Raw genomic sequence first — 17,320 nt, 5'->3', positions numbered from 1 at the left:
CTGTTTACGCTTTATCCTGAGATTAAGCTTTAATTGGCAATACACCCGATACACCCGTTTATGATTCCATTTATAGCCGAGCTTTTTGATACGATTAAAACATTTAGGAAAGCCCCAGCGTAAATGCCGGTCTGTGATAGCATTCAATACCGAAACAATCACCGAATCATCCTGTAACTTAGGTTGATAATAGTAAGCACAACGGCTTAAGCCAACAATGGCACAACTCATAGCAATAGTAACTGAATGATTTTGTTGTAGTTGCTGTGCCCACGTTTTACGTGCCTTTGTGGGCACTAAAGCTTTTTTATTATTTCTTCCTGCAGCTGGGATTTTAAGCTCAGTTCGGCAAACATCTGCTTAAGCTTGCGATTTTCAGCCTCCAGCTCCTTTAAGCGTTTGATATCCGAAGTTTCCATTCCGCCGTATTTTTCTCGCCATTTATAGAAAGTTGAATTACCCATGCCATATTTACGGCACAGTTCTTTAACCGGAATACCCGCTTCAGCTTCTTTTAAAATAGCGACGATTTGATGTTCAGTCATTTTTTTCATAATTAAATCCCCTTTTCTTTTATCATAGAGAATTTTCTACTTTTTTGCTGTACTATTTTAGGGGATAGTTACAAAATTGATATAATAAATATAGTTACTATGATAAAAAAAGAAAATATACTTTCACATGGAGTGTGTCTTTGTCTTTCTATTTTGCTTGTTTACTTATTAGGTTACGAGCAAAGATTTGATCGCATATTTCTAACTTACTTTTCTCTTACTTTTTTAGCTCGACTTACTTTTTTTCGAATCTTTTTCTGCATTTGGTTTGTAATAGCTGCTATCTATTTTCCTATTGGATTTTATTATGGTCCACCTAATGTTGCCGTAATTAGTGCTATTGCTGAAACAGATTTTGAAGAAATAACGGAATTCTGTTCACAACTATCAGTTTATTTTTATTTTGCTCCTCTAATCTTAGCATTAATTTTTATTATATTATTTAAAAGATTTTCATTTCCAAAAACTAACAATTTCTATTTACTTATTTTTGTATTAGGGCTATGTTTTTATAGACCAATTAAAGCTGTAATAAAACATAATCCAAATTCTTTCAATACAATATCAACTACTTTATTGAATAACTTAAAGTATCCTATTTTTGAGTTTTCTCTCTCATTTTACGATAGTGCAAAACTTTATTTTCAAGAAAAACAAGAACAATTAAAACAAATTGAGCAAACAAATACTATCCCAATTTTATCTATTAATCCTCAAAAAAAGAACTATATTATTATTATTGGCGAAAGTGTTCGTAAAGACTATATGAGCGCTTATGGTTTTAAACTTGACAATACTCCCTTTGCTCGCACCCAAGCCAGCATTATTTGGGATGGATTAATATCACCAGCACCAATTACCCAATCATCAATTCCACATTTAATTAGTCAATCAATCTTTTTAGACGACAAAAAAGTGAATGCACAACTAAATAATAATATTGTTAGCATTGCTAATGAGGCAGGATTTGAAACTTATTGGCTTTCAAATCAAGGTAAATTAGGCACAATTGAAATTACGGTACCTCGTATTGCCTCTTATGCACAACATTCATTTTACACTAAAAAAGGTGAATATAATGGTAAATCATCGAGAGGAAAACATGATACTTTATTATTACCCGAACTGGACAATATTTTATTAAAAGAAAGCAATAAACCAAAACTTATTGTCATGCATCTAATTGGCTCTCATCCTCATTTTTGTAAACGATTAGAATTTAATGTGCAGTTTGATCTGAATAGTAAAAATATATCATGTTATGTTAGTAGTATTAAAGAAACAGATGATCTTATTGCACAAACTATCAATATACTAAAAAAATATAATCAAGATTATTCAGTTGTTTACTTTGCAGATCATGGGCTTGCGCATGCAGATCAACATAATGACTTAAGACACAATTCAGAATATCAAGATAGTTATCGTGTCCCATTTATCTTTTTTGATTCAGATAAAACACCCCAGCAAAAAATTAATAAACAAGTATCGGGATTCCAATTAGTTTATCTATTGAGTAACTGGATGGGTATAAAATTAGACGTAAACCATAATTATATGGAAAACGAACTTTCTCAAATACCAGAACAACAAAACATCGAAGTTAAAGACTGGGATAGCAATAAATTATATCAATTTGATAAACTAAAAAAAGATCCTAATCCCTATTAGGTTTATAATCATAGACAGATATAAAATGCCATCATTAGATCAGATGGCATTTGATTGATAATTATTCTATTATTATTTTAATAAACTATTTGCCTGAGCTATTACATTTTCAACAGTAAAGCCGAATGCTTTAAATAGTTGATCAGCTGGACCTGACTCACCAAAGCTTGTCATGCCAACGACTTTGCCGTTAAGACCAACATATTTATACCAGTAATCGCTGATACCAGCTTCAATAGCTAGGCGAGCTGTCACTGATGATGGCAATACTGACTCTCTATAAGTGCTATCTTGTTTGTCAAACGCATCAGTTGATGGCATTGACACAACTCGCACTTTTTTACCTGCTTGTGTGAGTTGATGATAAGCTTCAACTGCAAGTTCTACTTCTGAACCAGTAGCAATAATTATCAACTCTGGAGTACCAGTACAATCATTTAAGATATAACCGCCTCGATAGACATTGGCTAATTGTTCAGCTGTACGTTCTTGTTGTTTTAAATTCTGTCTTGAGAAGATTAATGCAGTTGGACCATCTTTGCGCTCAATACCATACTGCCAAGCAATAGCTGACTCCACTTGGTCACATGGGCGCCAAGTACTCACATTTGGTGTAACACGTAAGCTTGCCATTTGTTCAACAGGTTGATGCGTTGGGCCATCTTCACCCAAGCCAATTGAATCATGTGTATAAACAAATAATGAACGGATTTTCATTAACGCAGCCATACGAATAGCATTGCGTGCGTACTCCATAAACATTAAGAATGTTGCACCATAAGGAATAAATCCGCCATGTAAGGCAATACCGTTCATGATTGCTGACATACCAAACTCACGCACACCATAATGGATATAGTTACCATCAGCATTAGCTAAAATTTCTTTAGAGCCTGACCACATGGTTAAGTTACTTGGTGCTAAATCTGCTGAACCACCTAAAAATTCAGGTAAAGCTGGCGCAAATGCTTCGATAGCATTTTGAGATGCTTTACGAGTTGCAATAGTTGCTGGATTTTCTTGTAGTTTATTCACTACATCGTTAGTGATTTGAGACCAATTTGCTGGCAAATCACCATTAACACGACGTTTGAATTCTTTCGCTAATTCAGGATAGACCTTAGCATAAGCATCAAAACGAGCATTCCATTCATCTTCTACTTGTTTACCTTTTGCTTTCGCATCCCAAGCATCATAATAATCTTTAGGAATTTCAAAAGCAGGATAATTCCAACCTAATGATTTACGGGTTGCTTCAATTTCAGCATCACCTAAAGGTGCACCATGACTTTCATGGCTACCTGCTTTATTTGGCGAACCAAAACCAATTACCGTTTTACACATTAGTAGTGATGGTTTATCACTTACTGCTTGCGCTTGTTCAATCGCTTGTTTTAAGGCTTTAGCGTCATGCCCATCAATACCACGAATAACATGCCAACCATAAGATTCAAAACGTTTTGCGGTATCATCAGTAAACCAACCTTCTACCTCACCGTCGATTGAAATTCCATTATCGTCATAAAATGCAATTAGTTTACCTAGCTTTAACGTGCCTGCTAATGAACACACTTCGTGCGATATTCCTTCCATCATACAACCATCGCCCATAAACACATAAGTATGGTGATCAACAATTGTATGACCTGCTTTATTAAATTGTGCCGCTAATGTTCTTTCTGCAATTGCCATACCTACAGCATTGGCAATACCTTGCCCAAGTGGACCTGTGGTTGTTTCGACACCTGGCACATAACCATATTCAGGGTGTCCTGCAGTTTTTGAATGCAACTGACGGAAATTTTTAAGATCATCAATCGTCACATCATAACCAGTTAAATGCAATAGGCTATAAATCAACATAGATGCATGACCATTTGATAAAACAAAGCGGTCACGATCAGCCCATTTAGGATTGGTTGGATTGTGTTTTAAAAAGCCACGCCAAAGTACTTCGGCCATATCCGCCATACCCATTGGCGCACCAGGATGGCCTGATTTTGCTTTTTGCACGCCATCCATGCTTAATGCCCTTATCGCATTCGCCAGTTCGCGGTGAGATAGTGTGGTTGCATTCATGTCATCATCTCCAAAAAATTTTGAGTTTAAATTTGTTAATACCTGCAAGGTTAACATCACTTGCAAAATCGTTATTTAAATTAACGAAAGAAAATAGCATAAAAATGGGGAGCATACTCCCCAATTGTTTTATACGATTATAACAATGCGCTAATCATGTCTTCTAATTTGCCTTGGTCAACGGCAAAAGCACGAATCCCTTCGGCTAATTTTTCAACTGCCATAGCATCGCTATTATGTTGCCATCTAAATTCGGCCTCAGTCATTGGCGCAGGACGAGCAACTACGGTTTGATTTGGATTGAGCTTCTGTACAACAGGCGCATTTGATTGTTGCATTTCGGCTAATAGATTAGGCGAAATAGTTAATCTATCACAACCTGCTAATGCTAAAATCTGATCGACCTTACGGAAGCTAGCCCCCATAACAATAGTTTTATAACCGTGTTGTTTATAATAATTAAAGATATTACGCACAGAAATTACGCCCGGATCTTCATCCGCAACATAAGGTTCGATTGATTTTTTAGCTTGATACCAATCATAGATTCGGCCCACAAAAGGCGAAATTAAAAATGCATTTACTTCAGCACAAGCACGTGCTTGTGCGAACGAAAATAGCAAAGTTAAATTACAGTTTATCCCTTCTTTTTCTAGCACTTCAGCCGCTTTAATACCTTCCCAAGTTGAAGCAATTTTAATTAAGATATGTGACTTATCGATACCCTTTTCTTCATAAAGTGCAATAATTTTACGTGCCTTTTCAATACATCCTTGTTTATCAAAAGACAAACGGGCATCCACTTCGGTCGAAATACGACCAGGAACTGTTTTTAAAATTTCGGCGCCAATATTAACTGCAACCTGATCACACGCATTAACTAATTGTTGTTCTTTACTGCCACCAATTTTTTTCGCAGTTTCAACTGCAGAATCAATTAAATAACGATATTGAGGAAGTTGCGCTGCTTTCAAAACGAGGGAAGGATTGGTTGTTGCATCTTCGGGGGAAAACTGCTTAATAGAATCGATATCACCAGTATCGGCTACCACTACAGTTAATTTTTTAAATTCATCTAATTGACTCATACATTTTATCCTCATACAACGTTTTACTATAATGAAAGTATAATAACATTTATTCAACAATAAAACGACTTTGTCATGAGGTGGTCATTAATCTATCTTGTTGTCAAAAATCAGATAGGCTGAAAACATAAAATGTAGCCTCAGACTTTGATAATATAGAATCACTTATCCATGTTTGCTAGCTTATCCATACAAATAAAATTAATTTTGTGAATTTAATCACAAAATCAAATCAGCGTTAATTAGCATCATTTATCTATGATGCAACAAAATAATTGACAACACATTATAAATGTAAAAAGTTACTGATTCATGATTCAATTAAACCCAAACATATTCAACATTACCAGCTAAGTGACAGTTTGAACAAGAGTGACACTTATTAGTTTGGCAAAACAATAGCTGATCTTGTACTATGAGCTTTATCATCCCTTTTTTAATCCAAAACCCTAACATCTGCTCAGCTGCACTTTCAGGTAAACGAAAATGGCGTGCAACATCTTGCAATGGTACACGGCCTTTTAATTGTACATAATCACGAATCGACGTTATTAACATAGCAATAATCCGATAATTAAAGTTACAGAAAAATCACAAATCTTTTCTCTATCTATATTTTTACAAATTAGCTAGCCAGCTACTTACTGACAGCATGATGATTCTTTACACTGTTGTAGATTCGGTTCCGTTTGTTGGTTAAATGATGAATATCGCCCTAAAGTACGCATAAACAATAGTGCTACAACAATAAATACACTACATCCCAAAAGCCACCAACCTGCCATAGTAGAATGCCCAAGCAAAGTAAATTGATAATAAATCGTTGCTGTTAGCCATGCGATAGTAAAAGTCCAAATTGCCACAAATATCATCCATCTAAAACCAGCCTCTCGGTACACAGCTCCTAATGCAGCAGCACAAGGTGTATAAAGTAAAATGAAGATCAAATAACTCATCGCATTCGAAGACGAACCAAAAGCGCCCTTGATTTGAGAAATTGTTACCGAATTTACATCCAAATCAGACTGAAGTGAATCAATATTTTGTGAAACTGTATTAAACCCTAGTGGATCTAATACTGCATCTGATAGATCAACTAAATTCTTAGGAATCGTTGCCAACGCATCTACAATCCCTTGTGATAAATCAAATGACTTGGTTGCTTGCTCATTGTCATCGCCCATCGAATAAAGCGAATTAAGCGTTGCAATCACCGACTCCTTAGCAAAAATACCCGTAAAAATTCCCACCGTTGCGGGCCAATTATCGTGTTTAATCCCCATTGGTGCAAATGCTGGTGTGATTGTTTGGCTAACAACAGAAAGCATAGAGTCCTGCGAACTTTCGTGTCTAAACGAACCATCACTCCCCCATGAATTAAGCATACTTAATATTGTTACCATCAACACAATGGCTTTACCTGCTTTAAAAATAAACGACTTTAAACGTTGCCAAGTTAAACTAATTAGACTACTTAAAGTCGGAATACGATACACTGGCATTTCCATAATAAACGGTGTTAATGAACCTTTTAATAGCGTAAATTTAAGTATAAATCCGGTTATCATTGCCACAACTACACCAAGCAAATATAAGGCAAACACCACTAAAGAAGCATTTTTAGGGAAAAATATCACTGCGAATAAAGCATACACCGGCAATCTTGCTCCACATGACATAAAAGGAATCATACAGATCGACATAATACGATCACGTGTACTTTCTAACGTTCGCGTGCCCATAATGGCTGGCACACCACAACCGAATCCCACTAACATTGGCACAAATGCTTTTCCCGGCAAACCAATGCAACGCATCAGCCGATCGATTACCATTGCTGCTCGCGCCAAATAACCAGAATCTTCCAAAAAAGATAAACAAAAAAACATCGCCCCAATGACAGGAATAAAAGTTGAAACAGTTTGAATGCCGCGGCCAATCCCATTAGCTAAAACAGCCGTAAGCCAATTCGGTGCATTGATAGCATGAAGTAACTGCGTTGTGCCATCGACAAAGATAGTACCACACAGCACATCAAAAAAATCAATAAACACAGCCCCAAAATTAATTGCTAGCATAAACATGGCATACATTGCGAGTAAAAAGAACGGAATACCAGTAATACGCCCTAAAGTAATATTATCCAATATATCTGAAAATCGACGACTAAGTTCACGTGGTTTATCAATCACTTTCTTACAAATTGTATCAATCGTATCATAACGTGCACTAGCAAGCGCCACATCAATTTCATTATCACACCATTTTGCAAGCAATGAACGGCAGTTTGCAAACATCTCTTTTTCGCATTCGAGTAAGTTATAACGCGAATCATCTAATAACGCATCCATCAATTGCCAACGATTGAATTGATGCACAACACTATCATCTGGTAACTCACAAATACAACGATTAATCACCGCTTGCTGATCATCGCCAAGCAAATCAATCGACGGTTGAGCTACTTGTGGCGTGATTACCATGTTTTCGATTTGTTGATAAAAGCACGATAGCCCCATTTTTTGGGTTGATGATAATGCCACAACAGGGCAACCTAACAGTGTTGACAACATATCAACATTAATCTGTTCGCCCATGGCTTTAACTGCATCCATCATATTTAATACAACAATCATTGGCACTTGCAAATCAATTAACTGACAAGTTAAATACAGACTACGTTGCAAATTAGTTGCATCCATAATATTAATAATAACACTATCACTATCAGACAACACAAACTGACGTGCGATAAGCTCATCTTGTGAAACACTAAGTGGGTCTGGTTCGATCGAATATGTACCAGGCAAATCAACGACTTCATATTGTGCATTATGATAAGTAAAAACACCTGTCTTACGTTCAACAGTCACTCCAGGCCAATTTCCTACACGTTGCTTTGAGCCAGTTAATAAATTAAATAATGTCGTCTTACCACAGTTAGGGTTACCAATTAATGCTATCTTCATTTACTTACCTCCATAACTTCAATAGCTTGTGCTTCTTTACGACGCAAACAAAGCCAAAATCCACGCATTTTAATTTCAATCGGATCACCAAATGGTGCAACTCGCACAACCAGAACCTTACACCCTGGTGTAATCCCCATTGCAAGTAACTTTCGACGAAAAGGTAACGATTCGGGTAACAACCTAGTAATAACCGCCTCGTGGCCTAAAGGTAACTGGTTAAGAGTAAAAAATGACATTACGCTTCCTAAAAATGACAACAGTGCTGATATAAATAATCATATAAAATTAAAAATACATATTTTAGAAAGAAATGAAGTTATTTTTAGTGTAAAAATGCGAATTATTCTCAACAAAAATAAATAAACAGTAAAAAAATAGTAAATATAATTAAACAATAAAAAATACAAACTCAAACCTTCGCTGTGTTGTGTTTCTAAATAGGTAAAATAAATACTCACGATGTAAATACCCCAAACTTAGTACACTCTCACGTAGAAAATTAAGCTGCCTGTTTTCGTGTTTTTAATTCAATAGGCATCATATTATTTGATGTCTTATGTGTAGGATATTACTAATATTGTTTACGGTAATTTGAGAAACTACTGTAATAATTAGTCGTAAAAAACAAAATTAGCGCTTTATCACCAGCAAGCGATATGGCGTTTATATCATAAAGAAAAAACGACGGCCATTGATTTGGCTAAACGCTATTACAAAACCTATCCAAGCAAAATGCTACAGGTTGATACCAAAGGTTTATCTTTACTTATAAATCAAACGAAACAGCAAACTAGAAAAATTATTTTCTAGTATTAACATGATTTTTTTGTTTTTTTACTTAAACACGGTGTTTTCCTGAAACTTTTTGACAAAAATTGGACAGTCTTTGTTTGTTAGATAAATATTTGTTTAGATAAACTGCGTGATAATCGCTGTATCAAGCAAAAATGTACCAATCCAACCTGTCAAACCGATGTGAAAGCCGAAAGAGTGATACAAACTTTGAATTGCGATGTGGCATAATCGGCAAATATTTAGCGATTCAAAAGATAGAAAACAAAAACTTAAACGCTTTATTAATTTTTATAATACCATTAAACCCCATAAAGCGATTTCAGGCAAAACGCCTTATGAGTCTTTAGAGGATTATTTTAATTATGAAGTGTAAACAACTCGGCGTTTTCATACAGATTAAGAACTAAATGCTAAAAGCTAAGGTGCGGAGCAAAGGGCACTGTTGTAGTAGATGCCAGCGAGGTGGGGGCTGGGACTGAGGTTGTCGACGTAGCCGCCGAGCGCGCTGACATAGAGCTGGTTGCTACCTGCCGTCTCGCTCGTCCAGAAGCCCAGGTGGACGAAGCCCGCATCAGCGTAGCGGTCCATGTTGCCCCACTCCGTGAAAAAGCCAGCGCCTATGTAACGCATGGACCAATTACCTCGTGACAACGGCGTGGCGCCATCTACGCCATTTTTACATGGGAATTCAGCATCTACGCCATTTACGGATTCCATACCACACTTCGCATTGGTAAAATCCCTTACCCTCGGCATGCGGTAACCCAAACCATTACACCATGCTAACTGGTTACTATAACGACTAAAACCCTCCCACCGACTGACGAACCACTGCCTCAACACAAACCCATATTTTACTACCTCAACGCCATATATATCTCTACCCACTAACTCAAACGTCTGCGGTAACCTTGGCTTAGCAATTCTGTTGGGATGAGGATTATCCCATTGATTTCTTGCCTCTGGACCTGTTAGCTTAACACGTGCTACAACTTGCCCCAAATCCTCATAAGGAATCCAATAGTCATTATTAGCTACAACATTTGTCACTGTTGCAGTAATTCCCTCATGCGTGACTGGTTCCCATGTCAATTCTTCTATATCTCCAGTTATGAGTAAATCAAAATATAAATTATGCGCACCTGTGGTCGGAAAATTTAGGCTGTATGATTCAGGATTGATTGATTGAACTAAAAAGCCCTTCTTAGGATTCCATATGTCAGCTGGGCCTGCGTATAAGCTCGTACTCGGGTGTAGATTCGGCCTTACATAATCAATAACTGCAACTACCGTTGAAGGTAAAATTATCGCATCACTACGATTATCCGCTCGAGCTATTTTACCATTCAATGCCTGTAAATTCGATGAAGATGACAATAATAACAATGCTAATACTAGCAAAGCTGTTTTAGGTGATTTGAGTGATAATTTCGAAGATATAAATAAGTTTTGTGTAAAAACTCGTCGAATAGGATTATTTGATAAATTTAAGACATAGGTTTGCCAGTGCTTGTGTCTTGTGTCTTGTGTCTTGTGTCTAAAATGATAATGCATTACGTTCCTCGTGTCAAGTAATATTTTGTTTTATTTCGATTTTTTATAATTACTCGCTTATTTAATAAGCTTGTTTTCCTACAGCGATAAAAGTATAACCATTTATAAAATAGTTGGCTAGTTTTTTAGCAGATTTTTTGTAAAGAAATGTAAAGATAAAACAATTCAACTTTATAGATAGGTTAATTTTATAATTAAAATAGGGTGTTATCTTTATAGCTTTTGAATTTTGTCGGAATAACTGATATTGGTGATAACGTTTAATTTAAGAATTTTGAGCGTAACATCTTACAAATCACATGGCTACAAAATATAAACTACGGTACCCAACGCCCACGCTCGCTCTTAACCATCGGCATGATTTACTCAAATCATTATGATATTCGCCTTTTTTAAGCCTATTTGCTTTGCTCAGAAGTGCCAAATTGTTACTGATAAATTGGCATCCCTAACAAAGCACAAACTCGCCAAACAGTCCTATTTGGCGTGCTACCCTCAGTCTATCAGCAAAGCACTCCGACACAGTTAAAAGATAGGTAAATTAACCTTGCCGTGTTGTGTGTTTCCTCTAAAATAGCTCAGGTAGACTATTGATTTTATTGAAGTTTTTTATTTTACTTAATTTAAGTAATTATTAGCTAATTTCTGTTTTTATTACAATGTTTTTGCTGTGTTTTTTGTGCCTTGCACACAACTAATAACTTTCGTTAGTTAACACACTATGGGATATAAATTTACTTTTATACTAAATAGATGTTTTATTGGAGCGGGAAACGAGGTTCGAACTCGCGACCCCGACCTTGGCAAGGTCGTGCTCTACCAACTGAGCTATTCCCGCATGAGAGTTGTTTGTTAGTGGTGCCCGGGGCGAGACTTGAACTCGCACGGCCAAAAAGGCCGAGGGATTTTAAATCCCTTGTGTCTACCGATTTCACCACCCGGGCTCAAAACTTATTACCAAAAGGTAATTGCGTTTCGAATGCTGTGCATTTTACCCATCTTAATTTTGCCGTCAACTAAAAATTAAAAATTATTGTTTAACTGCTCAATGTTTGTCACTTTTTATGGCTTTTATTAATCTTTCTATAAAAATTAAAGTTAAAGTTATGGTTTATTATCTTCCCATAACGTTATTGATATTTTTAAAACTTAAATATGGCTTAAACACTGAAAGATGAACCGCAACCGCATGTTGTTGTTGCATTGGGATTATCAACCACAAAACGAGAGCCTTGTAAACCCTCTACATAATCGATAGTGCCGCCAACTAGATATTGTAAACTCATGGGATCGATAACTAAAGATACACCATTTTTTTCAATAGCTAAGTCATCTTCGTTTACCTTTTCATCGAAAGTAAAACCATACTGAAATCCACTACAACCACCGCCTGTTATATACACCCTTAATTTTAGGTTTGGGTTCTCTTCTTCAGTGACTAATGATTTTACTTTGTTGGCTGCAGCATCAGTAAAGTTAATCGGTAAAGCATCGCTCATATTCTTCTCCTAATATATTGATCTTTGCATTATATACCTTTGCTAAATGAAAATACAAAATAGAAAACTTCTATTAAATAAATTTCTCATAGTTAGCTTGAATTTATTTTGATTTTATGAATAAATACAACAAAATTTTCTAGAGAGATTATCTCGATTATGCTAAACAATTTCAAATCAGAAAAACTTTATCATCAGGCTCAATCAGTTATGCCTGGTGGCGTTAATTCGCCTGTTCGCGCCTTTAATGGCGTTGGTGGCTCACCTTTATTTATCGAGCATGCAAACGGTGCGTATATTTATGATGTGGACGAAAGAGCCTATATTGATTATGTTGGTTCTTGGGGGCCGATGATCCTTGGACACAATGACCCCGATGTAGCCAATGCGGTAATTAACGCTGTTCATAACGGTTTGAGTTATGGTGCACCAACCGAAATTGAAACCAAAGTTGCTAATTTGGTCACTCAATTAATGCCTTCAATTGAAATGGTGCGTATGGTAAATTCGGGAACTGAAGCAACCATGAGTGCCATCCGTGTTGCTCGTGGTTTTACTGGACGTGATAAGATTATTAAATTTGAAGGCTGTTATCACGGTCATGCTGATTATTTGTTAGTTAAAGCGGGGTCTGGTGCCCTTACTTTTGGTCACCCAACTTCACCAGGTGTACCTGATGATTTTGTTAAGCATACATTAGTTTGTGATTATAATAATTTAGAATCGGTAAAAAAACAATTTGAGCAATATCCCGACCAAATTGCCGCCATCATTATTGAGCCAGTTGCGGGCAATATGAATTGCGTGCCAGCTCAAAAAGAGTTTCTGCACGGTTTACGAGCACTTTGCGATAAGTATGGTACGTTATTAATCATTGACGAAGTGATGACAGGCTTTCGAGTCGCACTGGGCGGAGCTCAAGATTATTATGATGTTGTGCCCGATTTAACTTGTTTAGGCAAAATTATTGGTGGAGGTATGCCTGTTGGAGCGTTTGGTGGTCGTGCAGATATTATGATGCAATTAGCACCAACTGGTCCAATATACCAAGCTGGAACGCTTTCAGGTAACCCCGTTGCAATGGCAGCGGGTTACACAACGTTAACCAAGTTAATGGAAGTTGGAATCTATCAAGAGTTAAAAGATAAAACCGCATCGCTTGCTGATGGTTTATTATCGGTAGCTAAAAAGCATAATGTGCCGTTAGTGTTGAATTATGTAGGAGGGATGTTTGGATTATTCTTTACAACTGCTTCTGAAGTAACCACTTATCAAGATGTGATGCAGTGTAATGTTGAATTATTTAAGAAATTCTATCATCATATGCTAAATGAAGGTGTTTATTTTGCACCGTCAGCTTTCGAAGCTGGTTTCATGTCACTTAAGCACACAGATAAAGAGATCAATCATACCATTGATGCAGCAAGTCGTTTTTTTAATAACTTAGTTTAGATGTATGGCACTTTTTATATTTCCAATTAAAAATTAAACTATTAAAATAGGTAATAATCATATGGTTAATCCACTTAAAGAAGGTGAAAAAGCACCTCAGTTTTCGTTGCCAGACCAAGATGGAGAGCTTGTAGGCTTAAATGACTTTAAAGGCAAACGTGTTTTAATTTATTTTTACCCAAAAGCGATGACACCTGGTTGCACTGTGCAAGCATGTAATTTGCGAGATTGTTCTGATGAGTTCAAAAAATATAATGTGGTGATCCTTGGTATAAGTACCGATAAACCTGAGAAGTTATCTCGATTTATCGAAAAAGAGCTGTTAAATTTCACGCTGCTTTCTGACGAAAATCATGAAGTTGCTCAAGCATTTGGTACTTGGGGCGAAAAAGAGTTTATGGGAAAAACCTACGATGGGATTCACCGTATAAGCTTTTTAATTGGCAAAGACGGTAAAATCGAAAAAGTGTTTGATGATTTCAAAACCGCTAACCATCACGAAGTAGTTTTAGACTATCTTAAAAAACACAGCAAATAGTTCTGATTAAAAGCAGATTAACCATTAATCTGCTTTTACTTCGCTATTGATAGTATTTAATTCGTCTGATTTTGGCCATGCATTTATAATTGCTTTAACCAATGTAGCCAAAGGTATTGCAAAAAATATTCCCCAAAATCCCCATAAACCACCAAACACAATTACCGATAAAATAATAACTAATGGATGTAAATTAAGTTTTTCAGAAAATAAGCAAGGTACCAATAAATTACCATCTAATGCTTGTATTAATACATAGAAAAACAATAAATAACCAAATTGTGCGCTTAATCCCCATTGAAATAGAGCAATTAATACAACCGGAATACTTGAAATAATAATACCAACGTAAGGCACTAATACAGATAATCCAACAAGCACTGCTAATAAAAGTCCATAATCTAAACCAAAATACCAAAAAGGAATATAGACACAAATGGATAAAATAATTATATGTAGTACATTGCCTACTATATAATTGGATATTTGCATATCCATTTCAGCAGCAACTTTGTTCAAAATTGTACGGTTCTTAGGCAAGATTTTTGAACAGTATCCCCATATTTTTGTTTTGTCCTTTAATAAAAAAAACATCATTATGGGCACTAATACCCCATTAATTGCAACAGATACTAGCCCTAATAAAGACACAATGGAAAATTGCAATAACGAATTACCAGTTTGCACAACTTTGTTGGTAATACCTTGGATGATCGAGTCGAATAAGCCAACATCAATTAGTTCAGGGTAGTGTTCAGGCAAGGTGGTTAAAAAGTTGTTTGCAAAATTTAGCATGTTTGGAATATTAGTGATTAAGCTAATGCTTTGTTGCCAAATTAATGGTAATAAAATCATAAATCCGACTAATACAATCATTAAAAAAAGCAGTAACACCATTACAACTGCCAGTGTTCTTGGTATGTTTTTTTTATGTAGATAGTTAACCGGTCTATCAAGTAAATAAGATAGTACAATCGCAATTAAAACCGGTAGAAGAATTTTATTGAAAAAATAGATAATAACAAATAAGCCAACAATAACAGCCATTAGCGAAACAACATGCGGATCGCTAAAGCGTTTTTTATACCATTCTATGAACATTTTTAACATTAAAATACTCCTATTTTGCTGACTTTTTAAGTAATAACTTCGTTTTGGTTATTTTTTTAAACCACCTAATATACCACGGGTGATCTGTTTACCGATTTGATTAACAACTTGCCTTGTTGCGCTTTTAGCTATTTTTTGGGTGATACCATCATGTTGTCCACCTCTTGGCCCCTTAGTACCAAAAAGTAGTGTGCTTAAAAAATTTAGCAATCCACCATTATTTTGTTTATTATTTTTATCATCGTCTCTTTTTATATCGCTACCATTGCTGTTTTGATCGGATTGGTTATTTAACGAAAATCCATTTTTCAGTATTTCATAAGCGGATTGTCGATCTATGGTTTGTGCGTATTTGTTGTAAAAACATGATTGGCGAATAATAGTTAATTGATCTTCTGGCAACATAGGTCCCATTTTTGAACTCGGTGCAATAATATAACCACGTTCAACCATGTTTGGACTGCCTTTTTCATCTAGAAACGAGATAAGAGCTTCGCCAACGCCTAATTCCATTATTGCTTTTTCAGTATCAAAACTTGGATTGGCACGCATAGTTTGGGCAGCCACTTTTACAGCTTTTTGATCTTTTGGGGTAAATGCGCGTAAGGCATGTTGCACACGATTGCCTAATTGCCCTAAAACTGTATCAGGAATATCACTCGGATTCTGAGAAGAAAAATAAACCCCGACCCCTTTAGAGCGAATTAAACGCACCACTTGTTCTATTTTTTCTAATAATGCAGGCGAAATGTTATTAAAAAGTAAGTGAGCTTCGTCAAAAAAGAAGACAAGTTTCGGCTTATCAAGATCACCTACTTCTGGCAAATGCTCAAAAAGTTCTGACAATAACCACAATAAAAAGACTGAATATAATTTTGGCGAGTTATATAACTTTTCGGCCGATAAGATGTTAATTATACCGTAACCTTTAGGATTAACTTGCATTAAATCTTGAATGTTAAGCATTGGTTCACCAAGGAAAAATTCGGCACCTTGTTGTTCAAGAGTTAACAATCCACGTTGAATTGCGCCAATTGACGATAGCGAAATGTTTCCATATTGTGTGGTAAATTTTTTAGCGTTATCACCAACAAATTGAATTAATGCTCGAAGATCTTTAAAATCAATTAATAATAAATTGTTATCATCAGCAATTTTAAATACTAACTGTAAAACCCCTGCTTGAACGTTATTTAAATCGAGTAACTGACCAAGCAAAATAGGCCCTATATCTGACACAGTGCTACGAACGGGGATTCCTTTTTCAGCAAATACATCCCATAATTCAATGGGTGACGAGTCTGGTTGCCAATTATTAACTTCAATACTCGCTAAACGAGCTTGTAGTTTTTCAGTTAATTTGCCCTTTTCACCAATCCCAGTTAGGTCGCCTTTAACATCAGCAAGAAAGACAGGTACACCTATTTTTGAAAAACCTTCTGCCATTTTTTGTAATGTCACTGTTTTACCTGTACCAGTTGCGCCAGTAATTAAACCATGACGATTAGCTAATGCAGCAATAATTGATAAATCTTTACCATGACTTTTGGCAACTACAATCGACTCACTCATGGAATAACTCCCTTGTTGTTTTTTACTCTGCAATAAAAACAGTTTTGTTATAAAAATATATTTGGTTATTAAAACAATTTTTCTATTAAAACTACACATAATATTGTATTCTGAATTAGCAATAGCTGCTATTGTTATTATTCTAACTAGCCCATATAAGGAGGCACTATGTTTCCAGAATATCGAGAATTAATTTCCAAATTAAAAAATACCGATTTACGTTTTCAAAAATTATTCGACCAACATAATGAGCTCGACCAAAAAATTAAAAATATTGAATCTGGAATTATTGTCAATACCGCTGAAACGATAGAGGCATTAAAAAAACAGAAACTTAAAATTAAAGATGAAATTCATGAAATTCTAAAAAAAGCGTCTGAAATTATCTAAACTTTTAATTACCTACAACTTGTAATTATTTTAATTAATCGTTTTA

15 protein-coding genes, 2 tRNA genes and 1 pseudogene are annotated in these 17,320 nt (G+C 35.7%); 5 read left to right on the top strand and 13 right to left on the bottom strand.

Annotated elements, in window-relative coordinates:
* Window positions 1-231 (bottom strand): IS3 family transposase (locus tag A9G32_RS06960; protein WP_442902944.1); only part of this gene is annotated, 231 nt, incomplete at its 3' end.
* Between the two features lie 100 nt (window positions 232-331).
* Window positions 332-554: pseudogene (locus tag A9G32_RS06955) on the bottom strand (transposase); the annotation flags it as partial.
* Window positions 555-653: 99 nt separating this feature from the next.
* On the opposite strand from A9G32_RS06955, the gene A9G32_RS06950 reads away from it, so the two are divergent.
* Window positions 654-2,225 carry a phosphoethanolamine transferase gene (locus tag A9G32_RS06950; protein WP_081296781.1) on the top strand — a complete coding sequence of 524 codons (1,572 nt, stop codon included), beginning with the start codon at window positions 654-656 and terminating at the stop codon, window positions 2,223-2,225.
* 72 nt (window positions 2,226-2,297) lie between these two features.
* On the opposite strand, the gene tkt is transcribed toward A9G32_RS06950, so the two are convergent.
* From tkt to A9G32_RS06925, 5 genes are all read right to left on the bottom strand, one after another.
* Complete coding sequence (gene tkt, locus A9G32_RS06945) at window positions 2,298-4,304, bottom strand: transketolase (protein ID WP_065589919.1); 2,007 nt, start codon at window positions 4,302-4,304, stop codon at window positions 2,298-2,300.
* Window positions 4,305-4,441: 137 nt separating this feature from the next.
* Entirely contained in the window at window positions 4,442-5,392 is a 951-nt protein-coding gene (gene tal, locus A9G32_RS06940) for a transaldolase (protein ID WP_065589915.1), read from the bottom strand.
* Window positions 5,393-5,713: 321 nt separating this feature from the next.
* A complete protein-coding gene (locus A9G32_RS06935) occupies window positions 5,714-5,950 on the bottom strand; it encodes a FeoC-like transcriptional regulator (RefSeq protein ID WP_065575337.1) in 237 nt (78 codons plus the stop codon).
* An 83-nt stretch (window positions 5,951-6,033) separates the two neighbouring features.
* A complete protein-coding gene (gene feoB, locus A9G32_RS06930) occupies window positions 6,034-8,361 on the bottom strand; it encodes a Fe(2+) transporter permease subunit FeoB (RefSeq protein ID WP_065589914.1) in 2,328 nt (775 codons plus the stop codon).
* Complete coding sequence (locus tag A9G32_RS06925; RefSeq protein WP_065589913.1) at window positions 8,358-8,600, bottom strand: FeoA family protein; 243 nt, start codon at window positions 8,598-8,600, stop codon at window positions 8,358-8,360. Before A9G32_RS06925 ends, feoB begins: the two co-directional genes overlap by 4 nt.
* Window positions 8,601-9,376: 776 nt before the next feature.
* On the opposite strand from A9G32_RS06925, the gene A9G32_RS13630 reads away from it, so the two are divergent.
* The gene (locus A9G32_RS13630) at window positions 9,377-9,532 is read left to right on the top strand and encodes an integrase core domain-containing protein (RefSeq protein WP_081296780.1); all 156 of its coding nucleotides are present in this window, start codon (window positions 9,377-9,379) and stop codon (window positions 9,530-9,532) included.
* A gap of 44 nt (window positions 9,533-9,576) precedes the next feature.
* Here A9G32_RS13630 and A9G32_RS06920 read toward each other — a convergent pair whose 3' ends face one another.
* From A9G32_RS06920 to erpA, 4 genes are all read right to left on the bottom strand, one after another.
* On the bottom strand, window positions 9,577-10,713 hold the full coding sequence (locus tag A9G32_RS06920) for a hypothetical protein (RefSeq protein ID WP_065640659.1): 1,137 nt from the start codon (window positions 10,711-10,713) through the stop codon (window positions 9,577-9,579).
* A gap of 762 nt (window positions 10,714-11,475) precedes the next feature.
* A tRNA-Gly gene (locus A9G32_RS06915) sits at window positions 11,476-11,551 on the bottom strand.
* 18 nt (window positions 11,552-11,569) lie between these two features.
* Window positions 11,570-11,657 (bottom strand) — tRNA-Leu (locus A9G32_RS06910).
* A gap of 216 nt (window positions 11,658-11,873) precedes the next feature.
* Window positions 11,874-12,212, bottom strand: a complete 339-nt coding sequence (gene erpA, locus A9G32_RS06905; RefSeq protein WP_034914816.1) for an iron-sulfur cluster insertion protein ErpA — start codon at window positions 12,210-12,212, stop codon at window positions 11,874-11,876.
* Window positions 12,213-12,371: 159 nt separating this feature from the next.
* On the opposite strand from erpA, the gene hemL reads away from it, so the two are divergent.
* The gene (hemL, locus tag A9G32_RS06900) at window positions 12,372-13,664 is read left to right on the top strand and encodes a glutamate-1-semialdehyde 2,1-aminomutase (protein ID WP_065589911.1); all 1,293 of its coding nucleotides are present in this window, start codon (window positions 12,372-12,374) and stop codon (window positions 13,662-13,664) included.
* A 61-nt stretch (window positions 13,665-13,725) separates the two neighbouring features.
* The gene (bcp, locus tag A9G32_RS06895; RefSeq protein WP_065559949.1) at window positions 13,726-14,202 is read left to right on the top strand and encodes a thioredoxin-dependent thiol peroxidase; all 477 of its coding nucleotides are present in this window, start codon (window positions 13,726-13,728) and stop codon (window positions 14,200-14,202) included.
* Window positions 14,203-14,226: 24 nt separating this feature from the next.
* On the opposite strand, the gene A9G32_RS06890 is transcribed toward bcp, so the two are convergent.
* Both A9G32_RS06890 and A9G32_RS06885 read right to left on the bottom strand, forming a co-directional pair.
* Window positions 14,227-15,312, bottom strand: a complete 1,086-nt coding sequence (locus A9G32_RS06890; protein ID WP_065589910.1) for an AI-2E family transporter — start codon at window positions 15,310-15,312, stop codon at window positions 14,227-14,229.
* Between the two features lie 48 nt (window positions 15,313-15,360).
* Window positions 15,361-16,884, bottom strand: coding sequence for a helicase HerA-like C-terminal domain-containing protein (locus tag A9G32_RS06885; protein WP_065589909.1), 1,524 nt, complete (start codon window positions 16,882-16,884; stop codon window positions 15,361-15,363).
* Window positions 16,885-17,052: 168 nt separating this feature from the next.
* On the opposite strand from A9G32_RS06885, the gene A9G32_RS06880 reads away from it, so the two are divergent.
* Entirely contained in the window at window positions 17,053-17,274 is a 222-nt protein-coding gene (locus A9G32_RS06880) for a YdcH family protein (RefSeq protein ID WP_034914830.1), read from the top strand.
* The last annotated feature ends 46 nt before the right edge of the window (window positions 17,275-17,320 follow it).

It is taken from the genome of Gilliamella sp. Gris3-2, from assembly GCF_001690345.1.
GTDB lineage: Bacteria > Pseudomonadota > Gammaproteobacteria > Enterobacterales > Orbaceae > Gilliamella > Gilliamella bombi.
Note: the sequence above shows the minus strand (reverse complement) of the source record. Positions and strands in the feature narration are given on the sequence as shown.